The organism is Pseudomonas tensinigenes (assembly GCF_014268445.2).
Lineage (GTDB): Bacteria > Pseudomonadota > Gammaproteobacteria > Pseudomonadales > Pseudomonadaceae > Aquipseudomonas > Aquipseudomonas tensinigenes.
In genome coordinates this window covers 3,595,786-3,617,371 of record NZ_CP077089.1, presented here as the reverse complement: position 1 = coordinate 3,617,371, position 21,586 = coordinate 3,595,786, and the positions used below count along the sequence as shown (strand labels likewise).

Genomic DNA, 21,586 nt, shown 5'->3' with positions numbered 1-21,586 from the left:
GGAAAAGCCCCGTTTCCGGGGCTTTCGTTTCGATCGCGATTACAGGCAGGCTCTGCAGCCAGCAGCGATGGACAGCGAGTTGCTTTGTTGGTTGCCCACACCAGACGAGACGTTGGCTCCGCCGTTGCCGGAGAAGTTGTTCATCGAGTTGGTCATGTTGGCATTGTTGACGACAGGGGCTTTCCAGCCATCTTTGGTCATCACTTGTTGGGTGGTTACGCCAGCGAGGCCAAAAGTACCGACGGCTTCGAATTTGGCTTTCTGGTCATCGTTGCCACCGTGGCCGCCGCCACGATTGCCATAACCGCCGTGGTGGTCATCATCTTCGATGGTTGCAGTGCCTTTGGCTTTGAACACGCCAGCGGCCGCGTAGGTGCCGGTGAGGGTGTCGGTTTTGTAGGTCTGCACGCCTTTGTTGTCTACAACCAGGCCGGTGGAGGACTGATTGGCGGCTGCGGCGGCAGTGGCTACACGGCCACCGGATACGGCGATCGCCAGGTTGTTTTTCTGCTGGTTGAAGTTGCCGGCAGTGACGTTGATGCCGATGTTGCCGGAACCATTGTTGCCTGCATTGTTGAGCGTAGCGTTATTGAAGGTGGACGAGTTTTTCACGTAGTTGTTGTTGTTGACCTGAGTTGCACTCGAGGCAGCAACAGCTGTGCCGAAGATGAAGCTTTCGTCGGCAGTCGCCAGGGCGGCGGCGTTGTCTTGTTGGTTGCCGTCGCCGGCTGCTACGTTGGCGCCCATGTTGCCGTTGGAGCCATTGAGCGAGTCGCTGGCGTTGGCGTTGTTGAGGGTGCCCTGGTTTTTCACCACGTTGCCGTCACTGTTTTGTTCGTCGAGTACTGCAGCCCCGGCGCCGGCGGTGATTTGCAGAAGTTGTTCCAGGGAAGGGCCTTTAGGCTGGTTATTACCATGGCCGTTACCGTGCCCGTTGCCGTGGCCATTACCATGATCGTCATCACGACCGCCTGCCTGTGCTGCGATTGCCATCACTGCTGCAAGTGCGAAAACCAGTGGTTTGAGAGCCATTGTAGGTTTCATGGTGTTTCTCCATCGTGCTTATTAGTTGGTTAAGTGTTGGTACTTTCTAATTGCACTGCTTTTGTTGTTTGGGTCAGTCAGCGACCCGGATGCTCAGGGTGTTAGCCATTCGGTTCCCCACCCCGGCACTCTGGTTCACCTGGATTACCCCGCGGCTGCCGGTGAAGGCCTGATCACTTGTCGTGACCTGGCGACTGCCGGGTGAGGTACCAGTTGCTCCTGAGCTCGGTAAAAGCGCCACGTTCTGTTGCGAAAGGGCACTGTCGTCAACGCTCTGCGGGGCAGCACTGATGCTGACGCGCGTGACGTTGGCCATCTGGTTGTTGGCCCCGGCGCCCTGGTTCACACCGAGGATGCCGTTGCCATTACTGAAAGAGGTGCCGCCAATGGATGCGCTGGCGTCGATGGAGCGCGAGGCCGGTGTGTCGATTTTCTGCATGACGCTGGTACTGGCGTGGGATTCGGTGCCGATTGCCACTGCCTTGACGTTGGTCTGTTGCATTTGATCGCCAGCCGCCTGGTTGACGTTGAAGTTGCCGCGGTACTGCACCCCGGAATCTTGAATGTTGGCCTTGTTCACTGAACCAGGATCAGCAGCCATGGCAGTGGTGCAACCGAGCAGGGCAAGCAGAAGGAGTGAACGATTCATTTCATTGGCCTCCGGCCATGCGGGTCAGAGGGGCAAGGCCGGAACTCATGGCGCGGTTGATCGTGCCGGAAATCGCACCGCCGGAGCCGCCGCCGTGTCCTGCGCTCATGCCGGGCATGCCGTTGGGATTGGTGACGGTATTGAGGCCCGGCAGATTGGCGCCGGCCTGGACATTGTTGACGGTGCGGAACGCGCTGCCGCTGGCGACACCGGCGAAGTCGCCGTCGCTCAATTCGGTGCTGTTCATGGTGGAGTTGATGCGTGCGGACGGGTTGGCGTTGACAGTGGTCGGGTAGGGGTCTTTGCCACCGTTGCGACCGATCGGAATAGGCTGAACATCGCGGTTGAGGACGATCACACCGTTGCCTTCCGCCTGCACGTTGAAGCTGATCAGCGTACTGGCTGCTGATCCGATCAGCAGAAGGCAGGTCAAACCTTTTTGGATATTCCCCACGGCTGCAATTCCTTCTTCAGTGGGCTGGCCCTAGTCAGCGTTGTGAAGGAGAGAGCGAAAGCTGTGCCGCTTTTTTAATGTTTTTGAATTTCAATGAGTTGGCAAATAAACACGCGCAGCTGAAACACAAGCTGTTTCAGCGTTGAAACACCCACCGGCGCGCTGAGTTGTCTATTGGCTGAACAAAGCTCTGGAACAAGGGTTTGCGACGATGTGTTTCAAGCGCGTAACAACTCGGATGACAAAGTCGTGAACAGTGTTGAAACGGGCACTCTGCACGTCAACGAGTGTTTCAGAATCGGACACTTTGTCCCCGAAACAGGGGAAAGTGCCGGGGAAGGTGACCCAATGATCGGGTCACTCGGTCAGTAATTGCTCGACAGCGGCAAAGGCCTGCAGTTGGCGTTCGGCCCAATTGCCTTGAATGATCAGAAAGCGCTGATGGTGGTTTTCCAGCCAGTTTTGCGTGGACTGGTAAAACGCCAGACGCTCGTCCAGATCCGGCTGGCAGCGCTGACCGTCATCGGTCCAGTCGACCTGTTCCGGGGACAAAAGAAGGTGCAGGTCGTAATGCCGTGCCAACAGCTCGGTTTCCAGCCAGCCCGGACAGTCGGCAAACAGGGTATGGCTCCACAGCATGTTGCTCAGCAAATGGGTGTCGAGGATCAGCAGCGCAGGCTGTTGCGCCCGCGCTTCATCTTCCCATTGCAGTTGGCCCCGAGCGATATCAGGGATGTCGGCAAGGCACGTATCGCGGGGATTGAGTTCGATAAACCGACGCACGTATTCATCCACGCGCAAGCCGCCAAAGCGTTGTTGCAGGCCCGCTGCCAGCCAGCTCTTGCCGGTGGATTCGGGCCCGGTCAGGACCACAACCTTCATGGGCGCAACGCCGGGTCAGCACGCCATTCGCGAAAGCCTTGAATCGCCAGCAAGGTGAACAGCCCGTACAGCGCGGCGGTGAGGTACAGCCCCTTATAGATGAACAACCCGACAAAAATCACATCGAGCACGAACCACAGCGCCCAGCATTGCAGCCGCTTCTGCGCCATCCACAGTTGCGCAACCAGGCTGAAACCGGTCAGCGCGGCATCGAGCCACGGTTGCGCGGCGTCGGTCCAGTGGGCCATGGCCGCGCCGAGCAGCAGGCTGCCGACCGCGCCAGCACCGAGGCCGATCAGGATAGAGCGTTGATCGAGGCGAGTGACCTCCCGGCCGTCATGCATCGTCCCGGCGCGGGTCCATTGCCACCAGCCATAGACTTGCAACGCGGCGTAGATCACTTGCAGCAACATGTCCGAGTACAGCTTCACTTCAAAGAAGATCCAGCTATAGAGCAGCACCATGACCAGGCCGATCGGCCAGCACCACGGATTCTGTTTGACCGTCAGCCACACGGCGATCACGCCAAGGGCGGCGGCAAACAGTTCAAGCCCGGACATGGCGGTTCCTTGGGGGAAATTGAGGAGGGGGCGGATTGTACTGCATTGGGCCAAACCCCTCACCCTAACCCTCCCGAAACGTCGGACCGCCCGTAGGGAGAGGGGACTGACCGAGTTGGATGTTCGAGATACGCCGACCTGATCTTTCTGCGTTGAATCCATAATCGACTCGATTTTTCAGGTCGACGTATAGCTTGAGACACCTCGGTCGGCCCCCTCTCCTCGGAAAGAGGGCTGGGGTGAGGGGTGGGTTCACCAGAGTTACACGGATCAGACGCGAAACTGGCGCAGGAGGGCGTTGAGTTGTTCGCTCAATTGGCCGAGGCGCAGGCTGGCCGCACTCGACTGCTCGGCCGCAATTGCCGTGCTGTGCGAGAGGCCGGCCGCTTGAGTGACGTTCTGATTGATGTCCTCGACCACATGCGCCTGTTGCAACGTCGCGCTGGCAATCGACGCATTCAGGCCGTTGAGATTGCGCAACGCCTGGCCAATGGCATTCAGACTCGCCCCGGCCAGTCCCGCTTGCTCGATGGTCAATTGCGACGCCTTGCTGCTGTCGCCGATCACCTTCACGGCGGCTTCGGAATGGTTCTGCAAGCGTTCGATCATCGACTGAATTTCCGCAGTCGATTTCTGCGTGCGCTGCGCCAGCAAGCGCACTTCGTCCGCCACCACGGCAAAGCCGCGACCTTGCTCACCGGCCCGGGCTGCTTCGATCGCGGCGTTGAGCGCGAGCAGGTTGGTCTGCTCGGCAATCGAGCGGATCACTTCCAATACGCTGCCGATCTGCGTGCTTTCGGCCGCGAGGGTGCGAATCACTTCAACCGCTTGATCAATGGTCCCGGACAGCTTGTCGATCTGCTGCAAGCTGCCATCGATGTTGATCTGGCCCTGTTGCGCCTGCGCTTCGGCATCGCGCATTTCGGCGGCGGCGTGCTCGGCGTTCTTCGCCACGTCCTGCACGCCATAGGTCACTTCGTTGATCGCCGTGGCCACCAGTTCCATTTGCTGCGATTGCTGCTGGCTGCGTTGCTGGGCCTGCGAGGCATCGTTGCCCAGTTCGCTGGACGACTGGCCGAGCGCACTGGCCGACACCTGCAGATCACCGATCACCCGCCGCAGCTTGGCGGTAAAGGCGTTGAAGTGATGCGCGAGCTCGGTGACTTCATCCTTGCCGTGAGTATCGAGGCTGCGGGTCAGGTCGCTTTCACCGCTGGCGATGTTGGCCATGGCGTTTACGGTTTCCTGCAGCGGACGGACGATGCTGCGTGCGATCAGGATCACCAGCAGCGCCATGATCAGCGCAATCGCCAGGCCGATAACCGAAGCCTTGATCATTTGGCCCTGGAATTCCGCCTGCACATCATCGACATAAACCCCGGAGCCGAGTACCCAGCCCCACGGTTCGAACAGTTTGACGTAGGAGGTCTTGGCTACCGGCTCACTGGCGCCCGGTTTTGGCCAACGATAGTCGACCATGCCGGCGCCTTTGGCCTTGGCGATGGCAACCATTTCGTTGAACACCGCAAAACCGTCCGGATCGCGGATCGCCGAAAGGTTCTGGCCTTCGAGTTTCGGATTGGTCGGGTGCATGACCATCACGGGCGTGAGGTCGTTGATCCAGAAATAATCGCTCTGGTCGTAGCGCAAGCCACGAATCGCCGTCAGCGCCTGTTTCTGCGCGGCCTCTTTAGTCAGTGTGCCGGCGGTTTCGAGGTCGTGGTAATAGGTCAGCAGGCCGCTGGCGGTCTGCACCACGTGTTGGGTTTTCTGGGCTTTGGCATGGTAGAGATCGTCGTGGATCTGCTTGAGCATCAACACGCCCAAGGTCAGCAACATGACCACCGCCACAATCAAGATGAGCCACAAGCGTCGGCTGATCGACACGCTGCGCAAGCTGTTCATAACGCTGTCACTCCGGATTCTTTTTCTTGTAATAAACGACCGCCAGCATCCAACCACGATTTTGTGAGCGGGCATACGCGACCCAAGTCGTATAACGCGGCAGCGCTATTAAGGCTTGTCTGTTAGGATTTCGGCCCCGCGCGTGAAAACCTGAATCCAAATTGATATTTCACGGAATTTTGACCGTTTCGTGTGGATCCTGTGCGCGCGGAATCGGTACAGCCACAACCAGCTACGCTGATCGCAGTGAACGTAAAAAAATACTATCGGGGCATGCCGGCGCGCATCGCTCTTTGGGGGATTGATGGATCTTTGGACGGCCTTGCAGGCACTGATACTAGGAGTTGTAGAAGGGCTGACGGAGTTTTTGCCCATTTCCAGTACCGGACACCAAATCATTGTTGCCGACTTGCTCGAATTCGGCGGCGAACGAGCCATGGCGTTCAATATCATCATCCAGCTCGGCGCGATCCTCGCGGTGGTCTGGGAGTTTCGACGCAAGATCTTCGATGTGGTCATCGGTTTGCCGACGCAGCCGAGCGCACGGCGTTTTACCGCTAACCTGCTGATCGCGTTTCTGCCCGCGGTGGTGCTGGGCGTGATCTTTGCCGACCTGATCCACGAATACCTGTTCAACCCGATTACCGTCGCGGCCGCGCTGGTGGTGGGCGGCATCATCATGTTGTGGGCGGAAAAGCGTCAGCATGAAGTGCATGCCGAAACGGTCGACGAGATCACCTGGAAGGACGCATTGAAGGTCGGCTTCGCCCAGTGTCTGGCGATGATCCCCGGCACCTCGCGTTCCGGCTCGACGATCATTGGCGGTTTGCTGTTCGGCCTGTCGCGCAAGACCGCTACCGAGTTCTCGTTTTTTCTGGCCATGCCGACCATGGTCGGTGCGGCGGTCTACTCGGGCTACAAGTACCGCGACCTGTTTGTGCCAGCGGACTTCCCGGTGTTCGCCATCGGTTTCGTCACCGCATTCATCTTCGCCATGATCGCCGTGCGCGGTTTGCTCAAGTTTATTGCCAGCCACAGTTATGCGGCGTTCGCCTGGTATCGGATCGTGTTTGGTCTGGTGATTCTGGCGACGTGGCAGTTTGGCTGGATCGATTGGGCGGCGGCCAAACCATGAGTGATTCCCGCGCACGCCGCCCCGAAGGACGACCTTCGGGCGGCAACAACATCCAGCATCTGAAGCTGAAACTGCTGGTTCTGCTGATCGTCTGCGCGTTGCCGCTGTTCGGCTCCGTTTCGATGTGGCTGCGCGGGATTTCGCTGGTGCCGCTGGCAGCCTATGGGGTTGTCAGCGTGCTGGCGTTCTTCATGTACTGGGCCGACAAGCGCAAGGCGCGCACCGATGCCTGGCGCACCCCGGAGAACATCCTGCATGCCGTGGAACTGGCTGGCGGCTGGCCGGGCGCGTTGATCGCCCAGCAGGTGTTCCGGCACAAGACGCGCAAGGTGTCGTTTCAGATTCTGTTCTGGGTGATTGTCGTGTTGCATCAGGTGTTCTGGATCGACCAGCTGTTTCTCGGCTCGAATCTGCTGACGCTGTTCTGAATACACCGCAATTCCCTATGTAGGAGCTGCCGAAGGCTGCGATCTTTTGATCTTGCTTTTAAAAGATCAAAGTCAAAAGATCGCAGCCTTCGGCAGCTCCTACACAGGGGGATTGGGGTTACAGCAATAAGCCGATTTGGGTTTTCTTCGGCAACTTGCTCACCACCAACTGGTGCGAGCGCTGCAACAACCCGCGCAATTCCTCGGCACCCAACGGGTAGGGCGGGTGCATGATGATCCACTGCGCCCGCGCCAGATACGGCGCCGGATGAATCCCCGGGCGGTCGCAATGGCCGAGAAACAGGTCCTTATCAACCTTGAATGCCAGTGAATCCCCGCGCAGTCCCTGCAAGGCAAACATCTTGTTGCCGGCAATCGAGAACACCCGCACGCCACCCCATTTGTAATCTTCCCGAGCGCCCGGCAATGCCAGGCAGAACGCCGCAACGTCGGCTTCGTTCATCTTTCCTTTGCTCATAACAACCGCTCCCCACAGGCATTGAACGACTCGACCAGATGATCGATCCACGCGCGCACCGCCGGCATCACCCCGCGTCGATGCGGATACACCGCTTGCAGCCAGCCGCCGGGCAGCGACCACTCCGGCAGCATCTGCACCAGCGTGCCGTTTTCCAGCTCCGCCTCGCAATACATCATCGGCAACAGGGTAAAGCCCTGACCGGCCAGAACGCAGGCCTTGCGTACGACAAAATCATCGATGCCCAGGCGGGCTTCCATGTTCAGTTCGAAACTGTGGCCCTGCTGATCGAGCAAACGCACATGCACCATGCGATCCGCCTCCAGCGCACCCAGCACCGGCAGATTCTTCAGGTCTTGCGGGTGGTTGACCGTGTGGCCCTGCAAAAACGCCGGACTGGCCACCACGACCATTTGCGCCTGACGCAGACGCCGGGTAACCAGCAACGGGTCCTCATCACCATGTTCACGCACGCGCAGCGCCACATCAAAGCCTTCGCCGACCAGATCGACGCGGCGATTGAGCAAGACGACTTCAAGTTGCACCTGCGGGAATTTACCGAGAAATTCGCTGATCACCCACGGCAGCATCTCATGCGCCAAACCGGTCGGGCATGACACCCGCAAACGTCCACGCGGCTCGCTGGACATGCTCGCCACCGCTTCATCGGCCATCTCCGCTTCCAGCAACATCGCCTGGCAGTGACGCAGATAACGTTCGCCAACGGCGGTGAGATTGAGCTGCCGGGTGGTGCGTTGCAGCAAACGCGCGCCGAGGCGTTCTTCCAGTTCGGCAATGCGCCGCGACAGCCGTGACTTGGGAATCCCCAGCAAGCGCCCGGCCGCGGCAAAACCGCCGGCTTCGACGACTTTGGCGAAATAGTAGAGATCGTTGAGGTCTTGCATAGGGAAATCCACTGTTCTATCAATGGGACAAACTATCGCATTTCAGGCGGCTAATCACCCATTGGTTTCTTGCGTAGGATTGTCTCCATTCCGTCGCCACCGGCGATTCCTTCCAGGACATTCCACATGAAACTGCTGCATATCGATTCGAGCATTCTGGGCGACAACTCGGCTTCCCGTCAGTTGAGCGGCGAAGTCGTCAAAGCCTGGCAAGTCGCCGAGCCAAGCGCCGTGGTGACTTACCGCGATCTGGCCGCCGACGCCATCAGCCACTTCTCGTCGACCACCCTGGTTGCCGCCGGCACCACCGCTGAGCTGCGTAACGCCGCACAACAGCACGAAGCCGAACTGAGCGCTTCGACCCTGGCCGAGTTCATCGCTGCCGACGCCGTGGTGATCGCCGCACCGATGTACAACTTCACCGTGCCGACCCAGCTCAAGGCGTGGATCGACCGCGTTGCTGTTGCCGGTCAGACCGTCCGTTACACCGAAGCCGGCCCTGAAGGCCTGTGCGGTGGCAAGAAAGTCGTGATCGTTTCGACTTCCGGTGGCATTCATGCCGGTCAGGCCAGCGGCATCGCTCACGAAGAATATCTAAAGCTGGTACTGGGCTTCCTGGGCATCACCGACATCGAAATCGTTCGCGCCGAAGGCCTCGCTTATGGCGAAGAAGTGCGCAACAACGCCATGACCGCTGCGCAAGCGAAGATCAGCGAGCAATTGTTCGCCGCTGCGTAAGGCTTGCGTAAAGAACAGCTGATGTTCAGGTAACACCCAAAAAACTCTGTATTCTGGTTCCGCAAGGGGCGAATACGGAGTTTTTTGTTTCTGGTTGTTACATAATCTGGCCCAGGTTATGCAGTCACACAATCAGCGTCTGAGTGCATTGTCGTACCGGAACACCGAATCCCCGGCGTTTCTGGCCCGCAACGCCACGGAACTTTCGATTGAGTAACAACAGGGTGGGGCATCCCATGATGCGTCTTTGTGCAGCGTTACTGATTTGCCTGCTTGGCAGCCTGAATTCAGTGCAGGCTGCGCCTGGGCGACACCCGGTGTGGAGCGTTGGTTATCACGAGATGACGTTCCTCGATCCGCTGGATCTGCAGCCGATGCGCGCGATTGCCTTCTATCCTTCCAGCGACCGTGAACACATGAGTCTGCTCGAGGGTTACTCCGTAGAGGCCGGCGCAGACACCAAGGTCGCCATCGGCCGCTTTCCGATGCTGATGCTCTCCCACGGCAACACCGGCACGCCGCTGGCGTTGCACGATCTCGCGACATCGCTGGCGCGCAAAGGCTTTGTGGTGGTGGCGGTGATTCACCCCGGCGACAACTCCAAAGACCACAGCCGATTGGGCACCCTGAGCAATCTCTATGGCCGGCCGATCCAGATTTCCGAAGCCATCACCGCAACCCTTGGCGACCGCATGCTCGCGCCGTACGTCAATGCCGATCAGGTCGGGGTGATCGGTTATTCGGCGGGTGGCGAGACCGCGCTGATCCTGTCCGGGGCGCAACCGGATCTGGATCGCCTGCGGCGTTATTGCCAGGAACGTCCGGATGATCGTGACGCCTGCAACACGCAGGGGGAATTGATTGTTGATCGGGATGATCTGCAACCGGTGGCCGATCCACGTGTTCACGCGTTGCTGTTGATGGCGCCGTTGAGCCTGAAGTTTGGTCGGCATACTTTGGCCGATGTGCATGTGCCGGTGCTGCTTTACAGCGGTGATGGCGACAAACTGGTGGCTTTCGACAAGAACGCGGCCGCTCTGGCGCGCAAACTGCCGACGGCGCCGGATTTCAAATTACTGGCCGGGGCAGGGCACTTCGTCTTTATGGCGCCGTGCAATGAAGAGCAGATTCGCGCCATGCCGGCGTTGTGTACCGATGCTGATGGGGTGGATCGCGAGGATATTCATCGCAACCTCATTTCAGAGGCCGGGCGGTTCTTCTCGCATACACTGGGCAGACCAACCCGGGCCGGGATGCAGACCGCGGATCAATAACCCCGCAAATCCCCTGTAGGAGTGAGCCTGCTCGCGATAGCGGTATATCAGTCGACATTTTCTTTTCTGATAAACCGCTATCGCGAGCAGGCTCACTCCTACAGGGGGCCGCGTCGGACTTCAGGTCGTTGCCCGGCGCTGGAGCAGCAGGGTCAGCCCCAGCCCAATCACCGACAACAGCGCCGCACTGAAGAATATCCACGAATACCCCAGATTCAACGCCACCGCGCCCATCAACGGCCCGGCAATCGCCAGCGCCAGATCGAAGAACACCGCGTAGGCGCCGAGACCTGAACCGCGACTGGAACTCGGCACCTGTTTGATCGCCTCAACGCCCAGCGCCGGATACACCAACGACAAACCAAACCCCGCCAGTCCTGCGCCGATCAAAGCGAATGCGGTGGAGGGCGCCAGCCACAGCATCACCAGCCCCAAGGTTTCGATGGTCATACACGCGATAGCGGACCTGAACCCGCCGAAGCGACTGATCGCCGAGATAAACATCAGCCGCGACAGGATGAAGCACACCCCAAACACCGTCAGGCAATACGCCGCGCCGGTCCAGCCACGGTTGAGGTAATAGAGGGTGATGAACGTCGTTAGCGTGCCGTAGCCTATTGAAGCCAGGGTCAGACTGGCGCCATACGGGGCGATTCGCCCGAACACCGCCCAGAACGGAAGGCGCTCGCCACGGATCACCGGCACCGAAGGCTTATTGCGGATCAGCAGCAGTGCGCCGGCCGCTAGTACGGCCAGGGCGATGCCGAGGCTGGTAAAACCGTAATCGGCGACCATCACCACACCCAATGGCGCACCAATGGCAATCGCGCCATAGGAAGCGATGCCGTTCCAGCCAATCGATTTCGCCGTGTGTTCGACGCCGACCTGGCCCATGCACCAACTGATGGTGCCGACACCAATCAGCCCCTGAGCGACGCCGAGCAGCAAGCGCCCGATAATAAGAATGATCAGGCTGGCCAGCGGGAAGTCTTGCAGGAGCGTGGAAACCAGCGTCAGCAAACCGCTGAGGACAATCCCCCACAAGCCATAAATGATCGCCCGTTTAGTCCCGATCGTATCCGACATGCGCCCGGCCATCGGCCGGCTGAGCAGGGTGGCCAAGTATTGTGAACCGATCACCAGCCCGGCAACCACCGCGCTGAAACCCAATTGCTCATGTACATAACCGGGCAACACCGCGATCGGCAGACCGATGCAGAGGAACGCAATAAAGGTGTAGAACACGATGGAAACGATCTGCAGGGTGATCGCCATGGAGCTTTGCGGTGGCAGTTGCTGCGCAGACATGAGGACTCGTTCGCGGGCGGCGGTGGGAGAGTTCGCATCATGGCTTGGGCTTGAGATAAAAGAAAGCAGGCTAACTACTTTCCCTGAGGCCCTCAGGATTGATGTAGCTGCTGATGGCCCCTTCGCGAGCAGGCTCGCTCCCACCTTTGAAATGCATTCCCCTGTGGGAGCGAGCCTGCTCGCGAAGGTAGCCGCACCAGCAAATCCCTCACCCTGAAATGCAAAAAGCCCCGTCACATGGACAGGGCTTTAGCTTGAAGCTAACAGCTCAACACTAAAAGCTGCTGTTTAGAACACCACACCCTGACTACGCAGGTAGTCATCATAAGTGCCGCTGAAGTCAGTCACGCCATCCGGGCTCAGCTCGATGATGCGCGTGGCCAGGGACGATACGAACTCACGGTCGTGGCTGACGAAGATCAGCGTGCCCGGGTAGTTTTCCAGCGCCAGGTTCAGCGCCTCGATCGATTCCATGTCCAGGTGGTTGGTCGGTTCGTCCATGATCAGCACGTTCGGCTTTTGCAGAATCAGCTTGCCGAACAGCATGCGACCTTGCTCACCACCGGAAATCACTTTGACCGACTTGAGGATCTCGTCGTTGGAGAACAGCATGCGGCCCAGAGTACCGCGAATCATCTGCTCGCCCTGAGTCCACTGACCCATCCAGTCGAACAGCGTAACGTCGTCTTCGAAGTCGTGCGCGTGGTCCTGAGCGTAGTAGCCCAGTTCCGCGGCGTCGGTCCACTTGATGGCGCCGGCGTCCGGGGTCAGTTCGTTGACCAGGGTGCGCAGCAGGGTGGTTTTACCGATACCGTTCGGGCCGATGATTGCCACGCGCTCGCCGGCTTCAACCTGGAAGCTGAAGTCTTTGAACAGGGGTTTGCCGTCGAAGCCTTTGGCCATTTTTTCGACGATGACCGCCTGGCGGTGCAGCTTCTTGTTCTGATCGAAGCGAATGAACGGGCTCACGCGGCTCGAAGGCTTGACCTCGGCCAGCTGGATCTTGTCGATCGCCTTGGCGCGGGAAGTAGCCTGCTTGGCTTTCGAGGCGTTGGCCGAGAAGCGGCTGACGAACGATTGCAGCTCGGAAATCTGTGCTTTCTTCTTGGCGTTGTCCGACAGCAGTTGCTCGCGCGACTGGGTCGCCACGGTCATGTACTCGTCGTAGTTGCCCGGGAACAGACGCAGCTCGCCGTAATCCAGGTCAGCCATGTGCGTGCACACGCTGTTCAGGAAGTGACGGTCGTGGGAGATGATGATCATCAGGCTGTTGCGCTGGGTCAGCACGTTTTCCAGCCAGCGAATGGTGTTGATGTCCAAGTGGTTGGTCGGTTCGTCGAGCAACAGCACTTCCGGATCGGAGAACAGCGCCTGCGCCAGCAATACGCGCAGTTTCCAGCCCGGCGAAACTTCGCTCATCGGGCCGAAGTGCTGCTCGATGCCGATACCCAGGCCCAGCAACAGTTCACCGGCACGGGATTCGGCGGTGTAGCCGTCCATTTCGGCGAATTCGGTTTCCAACTCGGCCACGGCCATGCCGTCTTCTTCGCTCATTTCCGGCAGCGAGTAGATGCGGTCGCGCTCGGCCTTGACCTTCCACAGCTCTTCGTGACCCATGATCACGGTGTCGATCACGGTGAATTCTTCGTAGGCGAACTGGTCCTGGCGCAATTTACCCAGACGCACGTTCGGCTCGAGCATGACCTGACCGCCGGACGGATCGAGGTCGCCGCCGAGGATTTTCATGAAGGTCGACTTGCCGCAACCGTTGGCGCCGATCAGGCCGTAGCGGTTGCCCGCGCCGAATTTGACCGAAACGTTTTCGAAGAGCGGCTTGGCGCCGAACTGCATCGTGATGTTAGCTGTAGAGATCAAGAGTTATTCCTGCGAAGCATTCTGAGTAGCGAGGGTGCGGCTGCGGCGCTTGGCCCGAGTCAAAGTGCGCTGAAGCGGGAGAGTCCCGTCATCAACCAAGGGGGGCGCGTAAAGTTTGGCGGCGATTGTACTGGTCTGGCTCTTTAAACGATAGGGCGATCACGCCACGATCGCCGATTGGCATGATCGCGGGACAGTTTTTCACAGATGAAGGTTCACTATCGGTTACAAACTGTGGCTAAAATGCCACCTTTCACCGAGCGTCCGGTTACGGCGCGGGCCAAGGACGTGCCATGTGTATTCAGACCACTGCATAAGACGCGGGGCTTCAGGCCGCTGGCGCGCAGTTTGTTCACTTCTGACGTGTGACGATTTCCGTGAAACTCATCATTGCTGCTATTTATGTCATTTCCATTGCATACGTTCATTTGCGTGGGCGTGTGCGCCACAAGCTCGGTCGACAACTGAGTGACCATTCGACGTTTCTCGCGCCGATCAACTGCTTCTTGTATCTGTTCTCGAAAAAGCCGAACAAGCCTTACCTCGACCCGGCTGATTTTCCCGACTTGAGCCCGCTACAGGCGCACTGGGAGGAAATCCGCGAAGAAGGGCAGAATCTGCTGCGTGCCGGTGAGATCAAACGCTCCAACCAGTACGACGATGTCGGTTTCAACTCCTTCTTCAAGAGTGGCTGGAAGCGTTTCTATCTGAAGTGGTATGGCGAGAGCCATCCGTCGGCGATGAAGCTGTGCCCGCGCACCACCGAACTGGTGCAGAGCATCGGTTCGATCAAGGCCGCGATGTTTGCCGAGCTGCCACCGGGTTCGAAACTGGTGCGTCACCGTGACCCGTATGCCGGTTCCTACCGCTATCACCTGGGTCTGGACACACCGAACGACGCTGGCTGCTATATCAACGTCGATGGTGAGAGCTACCACTGGCGTGACGGCGAAGCGGTGATGTTCGACGAGACGTTTATCCATTACGCCGAAAACACCACCGACAAGAACCGCATCATCCTGTTCTGCGACATTGAACGACCGATGAAGTACCGCTGGGCGGCGGCGTTCAACAGCTGGTTCAGCCGTACCGTCATGTCAGCGGCGGGCGCGCCGAACGATGCCGGTGATCGGACCGGTGGCATCAACCGCTTGTTTACCCGAATCTACAAGATTCGTCTGCGTGGTAAAGAGCTGAAAAAACGTAATCGTAAGCGCTACTACATGGAAAAGTGGGCGATCTTCGGCGGTTTGCTGGCGATCTTCATTCTGATCTGAATTTTTGCATTGGTTTGGCTGGCCCCTTCGCGAGCAGGCTCGCTCCCACCTTAGTCTCGAGTGAAAGCAATTTTTGCATTCGACTCAGAACCCTGTGGGAGCTAGCCCGCTAGCGAAGACTCTCTCAAATACAACCTGTCAGTTAGCTGACGATTCTTGGATTGTCATTCACCGGAGGCCTTCTTTGTCCTCTTGGCTGGCGCTGCTTTGCTGGCGGCTTTCGCCTTCGGCTTGGCCGCCGCTTTCCCGCCCAGACTGCGCTTCAGCAACTCGGTCAGGTCGATAACATCGGCCGTCTTGCGCTCTTCCTCGCCACCCACCGACTCAACATCCTCGATCTTGCCTTCATGGGCCTTTTTCTCGACCAGGGCCATGATCTTGTCTTCAAATTCATCCTTGTAGTCTTCGGGCTTCCAATCCGCGCTCATGTCCTGCACCAGCCGTTTGGCCATGTCCAGTTCACCCTTGGCCAGCTGCGGCTTGGTCACTTCGCTGCCCAGTTCCAGCTCGTCGAGGCCTCGTACCTCCTGCGGCCAACGCAGTTTCACCAGCACCAGCGCAGACTCGAGCGGCATCAACGCCGCCAGGTACTGGCGCGTATGCAGCACCACGCGGGCGAGGGCGACTTTATTGGTTTTGCTCAGGGTTTCGCGCAGTAGCGCGTAGACCTTGCCACCGCGTTTGTCGGGTGCCAGGTAGTAGGGCGTGTCGATGTTTTGCAGGGGAATCTGTTCTGCGTCGACGAAAGAAAAAATGTCGATGGTCTGCGTTGAAACCGGGTGCGCCGAGCGGATTTCCTCTTCGCTGAGCACCACATAGCGGCCCTTTTCATAGGCCACGCCTTTGACGATATTCTCCTTGGTGACTTCCTTGCCGGTGACCTTGTTGACCCGTTTATAACCCACCGGGTCCATGCTGCGGCTGTCGAGCCAATCGAAATCGACGCCCTGCGACGAGGTCGCCGAGACCAGTGCGACAGGGATGTGCACCAGTCCGAAACTGATCGCGCCTTTCCAGATTGCTCGAGCCATGGTGAGTTCTCCGAGTGATGATCGGATGACCTGCGGCTGTGACTGAAAGTTTCCCCGGAATGCACGGGGTTTCGGGAACTCGGTCAAGTCGTGTTACATGTTGTTTAAGGCTTGTGGGTTAACAAATCCGAACCCTCGGCGTAGCGTGGACTCGAAGGCTCTATCCCCGGCCCCATCGAGAGGCAGCGTCATGAACCGAATTCTGCTTGGCATCGTCGTCCTGACCCTCAGTGGCGGTCTGGTTCATGCCGACGTCTTGCTGGCGCAAAGCCCGACCGGCAACAGCAACAATCCCTACAACAGCCCGATCCGCCAGGCCAACCCCAACAGCATGCAGGGCACTCAGCCCAGCGCTCCACCCATTCGCGGCCCGAACACGGTACCGACACCACGCCAGCCTACGGTCGAGAACCGTGGCATCGGCAATGGCCAGCCGATCCGCTCCGTGCCGAGCACACCACCCACGTTCATTCCCAATCCACCTTCGCGCAGCGGAGGCAGCAACCGTTGAGCGGCAGGACTGAGCTTCTGTCGACCCTTCAAGCGAACAAAAGGAATCGTGCATGTTGCGTAAAACCCTTCTAGCCACACTGTGTGCCGGCGCGCTGATCAGCGCTCCAGCATTTGCCGCCGCGCCCAAAGAGCTGCCAAGCGAACAGGGCACCCTCGAAGTCACGACCATCACCGCAGGCCTTGAACATCCATGGGCGCTGGCGTTTCTGCCGGACCGCCAAGGCATGCTGGTCACCGAGCGTCCCGGCAATCTGCGCGTGGTGGACGCTGACGGCAAACTGTCCGCGCCGATTTCAGGTGTGCCGCAGGTCTGGGCCAAGGGGCAGGGCGGGTTGCTGGATGTCGTGCTGTCGCCGGACTTCAAACAGGATCGTCTGGTCTACCTGTCCTATGCCGAAGGTGGCGGAGCCGGCGACAAGGCTGGCACCGCCGTGGGACGAGGGCGGCTCTCGGATGACTTGAAGACACTGAAGGATTTCAAAGTGATCTTCCGCCAGGAACCGAAGCTTTCGGTTGGCAACCATTTCGGCTCGCGGCTGGTGTTTGATCGCGACGGTTATTTGTTCATTACTTTGGGCGAGAACAACGACCGGCCGACCGCACAGGATCTCGACAAGCTGCAAGGCAAAGTCGTGCGCATCTACCCGGACGGCAAGGTGCCGGATGACAATCCCTTTGTCGGTCAGTCCGGCGTACGGCCAGAGATCTGGGCCTACGGCCTGCGTAACCCACAGGGCGCAGCGCTCAACCCGTGGACCGGCACGCTGTGGGAGAACGAACACGGCCCGCGCGGTGGCGATGAGGTGAACATCATCGAACGCGGCAAGAATTACGGCTGGCCGCTGGCGACCCACGGCATCAATTATTCGATGCAGCCGATCCCGGAAGCCCAGGGTAAAACCGCAGAAGGCACCGTCGCGCCGCACCATGTCTGGGAGAAGTCGCCGGGCGTCACCGGCATGGCGTTTTACGATGCCGATCGCTTTAAACCGTGGCAACACAATGCGTTTGTCGGTGCCCTGGTGACTCAGGAACTGATTCGCTTGCAGTTCGATGGCGACAAGGTCGTGCATGAAGAGCGCTTGTTGGGCGAACTCAAGCAGCGGATTCGTGATGTGCGGCAAGGACCGGATGGTTATCTGTATGTGCTGACCGATGAAGAGAAAGGTTCACTGTACAAAATCGGCCTGAAGCCCGCGCTTTAAAGACGATCCCCCTGTAGGAGCTGTCGAGTGCAACGAGGCTGCGATCTTTTGATCTTGTTTTTCAAAATCAAAAGATCGCAGCCTTCGGCAGCTCCTACAGGTGAGTTCTCACGTTTCGCGGGAATACAGCACCACCGCCGCGCGCAGCTTCCCCCGGCCAAACCGGCACATTTTCTCGAATTCGCCATGGCTGACCGGCACATGCTGGCAATCCATGGGCTGTCGATGCTGGCTATGATCGACATCCGGGTCATGCAGGTAAACGAAATCCTCGTCGCAATCGGTCACGACCACCCAGTGCGGTGATTTGGAGCGCGTCAGTCGATAGCTGCTGATCAACACCAGTGGTTGTCCTCCGGCATCGAGCAAGCGTGGTAGATCCAGAGACGCACCGATCACACACTCGACGTCGGTGTCCTGCAATTGCGCGGTGAACTCATCATGCACCAAACGCATGACGTCTTTTTTATGCGCATCCCGCACACCGTCGAGGAACAATGGCCCGGCCAGGCTCAGTTGCAAACCCACCCTGTAACCCCGACGCCACGCCGCCAACGCCAATCCCTGCGGACTGCATCCGCCGTGGCCGGAGGTCATGAACACCGTGGTCGCCTCACGCCAGATCTGCAATTCTTCGCGCCGCTCCAGCAAACGCTCAGATTGCAGTGCGCCCATGGCCATCAGCAGACATGCCGGGCCACAGGTGAAATCAGTGGTTTGCCGGTAGTAGGGCACCTTGATGCTGCGCGAGTCGCGGTGCTGGAGAATGCGTTTCTCCAGGCGTAGCGCGTCGGCATGATCTTCGTAGTAATCGTGAATCAGCGCAAAACGCCGGTAGCCATTGCGTTCGTACAACGCGATCGCCGCAGGGTTGTCGATGCGCACCTCCAGACGCAGGTACGCGCAGTCGTGCTCCAGCGCCATTGCTTCAATGCGTTGCAGCAGCTGTTTGCTCAGGCCGGTGCCGCGCGCCTCGACGGCGAGCGCAATGGAATACAGCCGCGCGAGTGAAGTGCCGCGATGGAACAACACCAGTGCGTAACCCAGCAGTTGGCCATCGCACTCCGCCACCAGCAACTGCCCGTGAGCGCGGGTGATCATCCACTGAAAGCTGCGACTGGTAAGCCGGTCCGTGGTGAAACATTGCATTTCCAGTGCCAGCAGCGCCGGCAAGTCTTCAACTACCGCCAAACGAAAAACAGCCTTCATATGACCACCGTAAAAGTTGCGTAACGAAACGAGACTTTCAAAAAACTTCGTGCTTAATAGAAAAGGTCTTGTTCTCCAACGGATCAATCTCTATGTCAGCGGTACAGGGTCATTGGCGCGAAGTATCCGAGCAAAGTTTGCCGGCGGCAACTCTTTTAAGTTCAGCGATTAAAGCCTCCAGTCAAGTGTTGATTATTGTCGAACGCAAGGAGGACTGGGCTTCATACTTCCCCAGCGAAGACATCCTGACCGCCCAGGAATACCTCGAACACAGCTGCGGCAGCGAGCCGGGCAAGCGCGTTCAGGTGATCAATCTATGCCGCAGCTACAAGTACTTGGGCCATGGCTACTACTGCTCGCTGCTCGCCGAAGCACGGGGGCACAAGGTGATTCCCTCGGTGCGCACCATCAGCGAACTGACGAAAAAATCACTGTATGGCCTGGCGCTGGATGACCTCGATAAAACCCTCGAGAAAGCCCTCAGTCATCATCTCTACAGTGATACCGAAGGTTTTACCCTGACCCTGTATTTCGGTCGGACCCATATCGAACCATTACAGGATCTGGCGCGGCAGTTGTTTGAAGTGTTTCCCTGCCCGATCCTGTTAGTTGAGTTCCGCCGAACTAACGGTTGGCACATCGAAGGGATAAAGTCTGGCGCTTTGCACAAGTTGCGCGATGATCAGGAAGATCAGTTCGCCAATGCGCTGGACGGTTTCAGTCGTAAAGTCTGGCGTGTACCGCGCTCGCCGCAAGTAGCGCGCTACGACCTGGCGATTCTGCATGATCCGCAGGAAGCCTTGCCGCCGTCCAATAGCAAGGCGCTGGCGAATTTTGTCCGGGTCGGCAAGGGCATGGGCATCGATGTCGAGCTGATTGAACGCAAGGATTACGCACGTCTCGCCGAGTACGACGGTTTGCTGATCCGTGAAACCACCAGCGTCGACAATCACACTTACCGATTCGCCAAGAAGGCTGAGAGCGAAGGGCTGGTGGTGATGGATGACCCGACGTCGATACTGCGCTGCACCAACAAGGTGTACCTGACCGATCTGCTCAACAGCCATCAACTGGGTATGCCCGCCACCGAAATTCTCTACAAGGAGCGACCCGAGGACTTCGAACGGGTCGGCGAACGCCTCGGCTTTCCGTTGGTGCTGAAGATTCCAGACGGTTGCTTCTCGCGCGGTGTCATCAAGGTCGAAAGCCAGCAGGCGCTGCTCGAAGCGACCGCCGAACTGTTCGAACACTCGGTGTTGCTGCTGGCTCAAGAGTTTTTCTACACCGAATACGACTGGCGCATTGGCGTGCTCAATCGCAAACCGATCTTCGCCTGCCAATACTTCATGTCCAAGGGCCACTGGCAAATCTACAACCACAAGGCCAAAGGTCAGGACGTCAACGGCGAATGCCGAACGATGGCAATCCACGAGGCACCGCGGGCGGTGGTGGAACTGGCGGTGAAAACTGCCAACCTGATCGGCGATGGCCTCTACGGTGTCGATCTGAAGCAGGCCGGCGACAAAGTGGTGGTGATCGAAGTCAACGACAACCCCAACCTCGACGCCGGCATTGAAGACGCCTATTTGCACGACGATCTGTACTCACTGGTGCTGGAAGAGTTCGTGCGCCGCCTGGAACTCAAGCGTCGCGGCCAGGCGTGGTGAGGCGCCGATGATCAACAGCTTCGCACTGAGCCACGGCGCCCTGCAGCGGGTCGAGCGACTGGACGCCGAGGTGATGCTGTTCAGCAACCCCGATGCCGCCGAGCGCGACTTGCTGCACAGTCATTTCAAAGTCGACGAGCATGCACTGGCGTCAGCGCTGGACCCGGACGAGGTGTCGCGCATTGAGTTCCATCCCGACCATCTGTTCCTGATCTGGAAACGTCCGGAAAACTATTCCGGCGGTGGCAGTCTGGCATTTGAAGTGTCGTCCTGCGGATTGCTGTTCGCACCCGGGCAACTGCTGGTGATCGCCACCGATGACACGCCGCTGCACGGCCTCGGCACCCGTCAGCCGTTGAACACGCCGCTGGATGTCTTGCTCGACTTGCTGTTCAACAACATCCATCACTACCTCGGGCACCTGAAGGTGATCAAACTGGTCGCCCGCGAGCTGCAGCAGAAATTCAATGCATCGATGCAGAACCAGCACTTGGTGCAGATGTTCAACCTCAGCGAAAGCCTGATCTATTACATCAATGCCCTGCACAGCAACGGCGCAGTGCTGACGCGGCTGCGCAATCATGCGGAAAAACAGCACTTCGGCAGTGAAGCGATCGGCCTGATCGACGACCTGATCATCGAAAACAACCAGTGCTACAAGCAGGCGGAAATCTACTCGACGGTGTTTTCCGGGTTGATCGATGCGCGCGGCAATCTGATGAACAACAGCATGAACAACCTGCTGCGCAAACTGACGTTGATCAACGTGGTGTTTCTGCCGTTGAACCTGATCGCGAGCATTGGCGGGATGTCGGAGTTCAGCATGATGACGGCGGGTACGCCTTGGTGGATTTCCTATCCGCTGTTTCTGGCGGCGATGTTGCTGGGGGCGGGGGGGATGTTGTTTGGGTTGCGGCGTTTGGCTCGATGATTTGTAGTGACTGATCGGACGCTTTCGCGAGCAGGCTCGCTCCCACAGGGGAAAATGCATTTCAACAGGGTGGGAGCGAGCCTGCTCGCGAAGAGGCCGGCACAGGCAAAGTAAAACT

General features: G+C 58.6%; 21 protein-coding genes. 9 read left to right on the top strand and 12 right to left on the bottom strand.

Translation table 11 applies throughout. The features are described 5' to 3' along the window. Positions 1-39: 39 nt before the first annotated feature. The 6 genes from fapC to HU718_RS15835 all read right to left on the bottom strand — a co-directional run bounded on the left by fapC (position 40) and on the right by HU718_RS15835 (position 5,494). Positions 40-1,044, bottom strand: a complete 1,005-nt coding sequence (gene fapC / locus HU718_RS15860; protein WP_102900993.1) for an amyloid-like fimbrin subunit FapC — start codon at positions 1,042-1,044, stop codon at positions 40-42. A 73-nt stretch (positions 1,045-1,117) separates the two neighbouring features. Beyond that, positions 1,118-1,693, bottom strand: coding sequence for a fibril amyloid subunit FapB (gene fapB / locus HU718_RS15855; RefSeq protein ID WP_102900995.1), 576 nt, complete (start codon positions 1,691-1,693; stop codon positions 1,118-1,120). A 1-nt stretch (position 1,694) separates the two neighbouring features. Next, positions 1,695-2,147, bottom strand: coding sequence for a functional amyloid chaperone FapA (gene fapA / locus HU718_RS15850; protein WP_102900996.1), 453 nt, complete (start codon positions 2,145-2,147; stop codon positions 1,695-1,697). 357 nt (positions 2,148-2,504) lie between these two features. Further along, positions 2,505-3,029 carry an AAA family ATPase gene (locus HU718_RS15845; protein WP_186615006.1) on the bottom strand — a complete coding sequence of 175 codons (525 nt, stop codon included), beginning with the start codon at positions 3,027-3,029 and terminating at the stop codon, positions 2,505-2,507. Then, positions 3,026-3,589 carry a nicotinamide riboside transporter PnuC gene (pnuC, locus tag HU718_RS15840; RefSeq protein ID WP_186615008.1) on the bottom strand — a complete coding sequence of 188 codons (564 nt, stop codon included), beginning with the start codon at positions 3,587-3,589 and terminating at the stop codon, positions 3,026-3,028. The genes HU718_RS15845 and pnuC overlap by 4 nt, the downstream gene beginning before the upstream one ends. A 270-nt stretch (positions 3,590-3,859) precedes the next feature. Beyond that, on the bottom strand, positions 3,860-5,494 hold the full coding sequence (locus HU718_RS15835; protein ID WP_186615010.1) for a methyl-accepting chemotaxis protein: 1,635 nt from the start codon (positions 5,492-5,494) through the stop codon (positions 3,860-3,862). A 304-nt stretch (positions 5,495-5,798) separates the two neighbouring features. Between HU718_RS15835 and HU718_RS15830 the strand changes: the two genes are divergently transcribed. Next, entirely contained in the window at positions 5,799-6,629 is an 831-nt protein-coding gene (locus HU718_RS15830) for an undecaprenyl-diphosphate phosphatase (protein WP_095118793.1), read from the top strand. Then, complete coding sequence (locus HU718_RS15825; protein ID WP_186615012.1) at positions 6,626-7,057, top strand: DUF1294 domain-containing protein; 432 nt, start codon at positions 6,626-6,628, stop codon at positions 7,055-7,057. The genes HU718_RS15830 and HU718_RS15825 overlap by 4 nt, the downstream gene beginning before the upstream one ends. A 118-nt stretch (positions 7,058-7,175) precedes the next feature. On the opposite strand, the gene HU718_RS15820 is transcribed toward HU718_RS15825, so the two are convergent. Continuing rightward, positions 7,176-7,535, bottom strand: a complete 360-nt coding sequence (locus HU718_RS15820; RefSeq protein WP_093432792.1) for an MmcQ/YjbR family DNA-binding protein — start codon at positions 7,533-7,535, stop codon at positions 7,176-7,178. Then, on the bottom strand, positions 7,532-8,440 hold the full coding sequence (locus tag HU718_RS15815; RefSeq protein ID WP_150792665.1) for a LysR substrate-binding domain-containing protein: 909 nt from the start codon (positions 8,438-8,440) through the stop codon (positions 7,532-7,534). The genes HU718_RS15820 and HU718_RS15815 overlap by 4 nt, the downstream gene beginning before the upstream one ends. A gap of 126 nt (positions 8,441-8,566) precedes the next feature. Between HU718_RS15815 and HU718_RS15810 the strand changes: the two genes are divergently transcribed. Next, positions 8,567-9,178, top strand: coding sequence for an FMN-dependent NADH-azoreductase (locus HU718_RS15810; protein ID WP_186615014.1), 612 nt, complete (start codon positions 8,567-8,569; stop codon positions 9,176-9,178). Between the two features lie 236 nt (positions 9,179-9,414). Beyond that, positions 9,415-10,452, top strand: coding sequence for an alpha/beta hydrolase family protein (locus tag HU718_RS15805; protein WP_186615015.1), 1,038 nt, complete (start codon positions 9,415-9,417; stop codon positions 10,450-10,452). Positions 10,453-10,572: 120 nt separating this feature from the next. On the opposite strand, the gene HU718_RS15800 is transcribed toward HU718_RS15805, so the two are convergent. After that, positions 10,573-11,760, bottom strand: coding sequence for an MFS transporter (locus HU718_RS15800; protein WP_150730875.1), 1,188 nt, complete (start codon positions 11,758-11,760; stop codon positions 10,573-10,575). 288 nt (positions 11,761-12,048) lie between these two features. Continuing rightward, the gene (locus tag HU718_RS15795) at positions 12,049-13,635 is read right to left on the bottom strand and encodes an ABC-F family ATPase (RefSeq protein WP_077572769.1); all 1,587 of its coding nucleotides are present in this window, start codon (positions 13,633-13,635) and stop codon (positions 12,049-12,051) included. Positions 13,636-14,012: 377 nt separating this feature from the next. Here HU718_RS15795 and lpxO point away from each other — a divergent pair, with 377 nt between their 5' ends. Next, the gene (gene lpxO, locus HU718_RS15790) at positions 14,013-14,912 is read left to right on the top strand and encodes a lipid A hydroxylase LpxO (RefSeq protein WP_110718571.1); all 900 of its coding nucleotides are present in this window, start codon (positions 14,013-14,015) and stop codon (positions 14,910-14,912) included. A 164-nt stretch (positions 14,913-15,076) separates the two neighbouring features. Here the strand turns inward: lpxO and ku are convergent, their stop codons facing one another. After that, positions 15,077-15,943, bottom strand: a complete 867-nt coding sequence (ku, locus tag HU718_RS15785) for a non-homologous end joining protein Ku (protein WP_186615018.1) — start codon at positions 15,941-15,943, stop codon at positions 15,077-15,079. Positions 15,944-16,133: 190 nt separating this feature from the next. Between ku and HU718_RS15780 the strand changes: the two genes are divergently transcribed. After that, positions 16,134-16,454, top strand: coding sequence for a hypothetical protein (locus HU718_RS15780; RefSeq protein WP_186615020.1), 321 nt, complete (start codon positions 16,134-16,136; stop codon positions 16,452-16,454). 52 nt (positions 16,455-16,506) lie between these two features. Beyond that, positions 16,507-17,661: a PQQ-dependent sugar dehydrogenase gene (locus HU718_RS15775; RefSeq protein ID WP_186615022.1), complete on the top strand. Its 1,155-nt coding sequence runs from the start codon at positions 16,507-16,509 to the stop codon at positions 17,659-17,661. A gap of 108 nt (positions 17,662-17,769) precedes the next feature. Here HU718_RS15775 and HU718_RS15770 read toward each other — a convergent pair whose 3' ends face one another. Further along, entirely contained in the window at positions 17,770-18,870 is a 1,101-nt protein-coding gene (locus HU718_RS15770) for a peptidase C39 family protein (RefSeq protein ID WP_186615024.1), read from the bottom strand. 92 nt (positions 18,871-18,962) lie between these two features. On the opposite strand from HU718_RS15770, the gene HU718_RS15765 reads away from it, so the two are divergent. Both HU718_RS15765 and HU718_RS15760 read left to right on the top strand, forming a co-directional pair. After that, on the top strand, positions 18,963-20,537 hold the full coding sequence (locus HU718_RS15765) for a RimK family ATP-grasp domain-containing protein (RefSeq protein ID WP_225936798.1): 1,575 nt from the start codon (positions 18,963-18,965) through the stop codon (positions 20,535-20,537). 7 nt (positions 20,538-20,544) lie between these two features. Then, entirely contained in the window at positions 20,545-21,468 is a 924-nt protein-coding gene (locus tag HU718_RS15760) for a magnesium transporter CorA family protein (RefSeq protein WP_150730872.1), read from the top strand. The last annotated feature ends 118 nt before the right edge of the window (positions 21,469-21,586 follow it).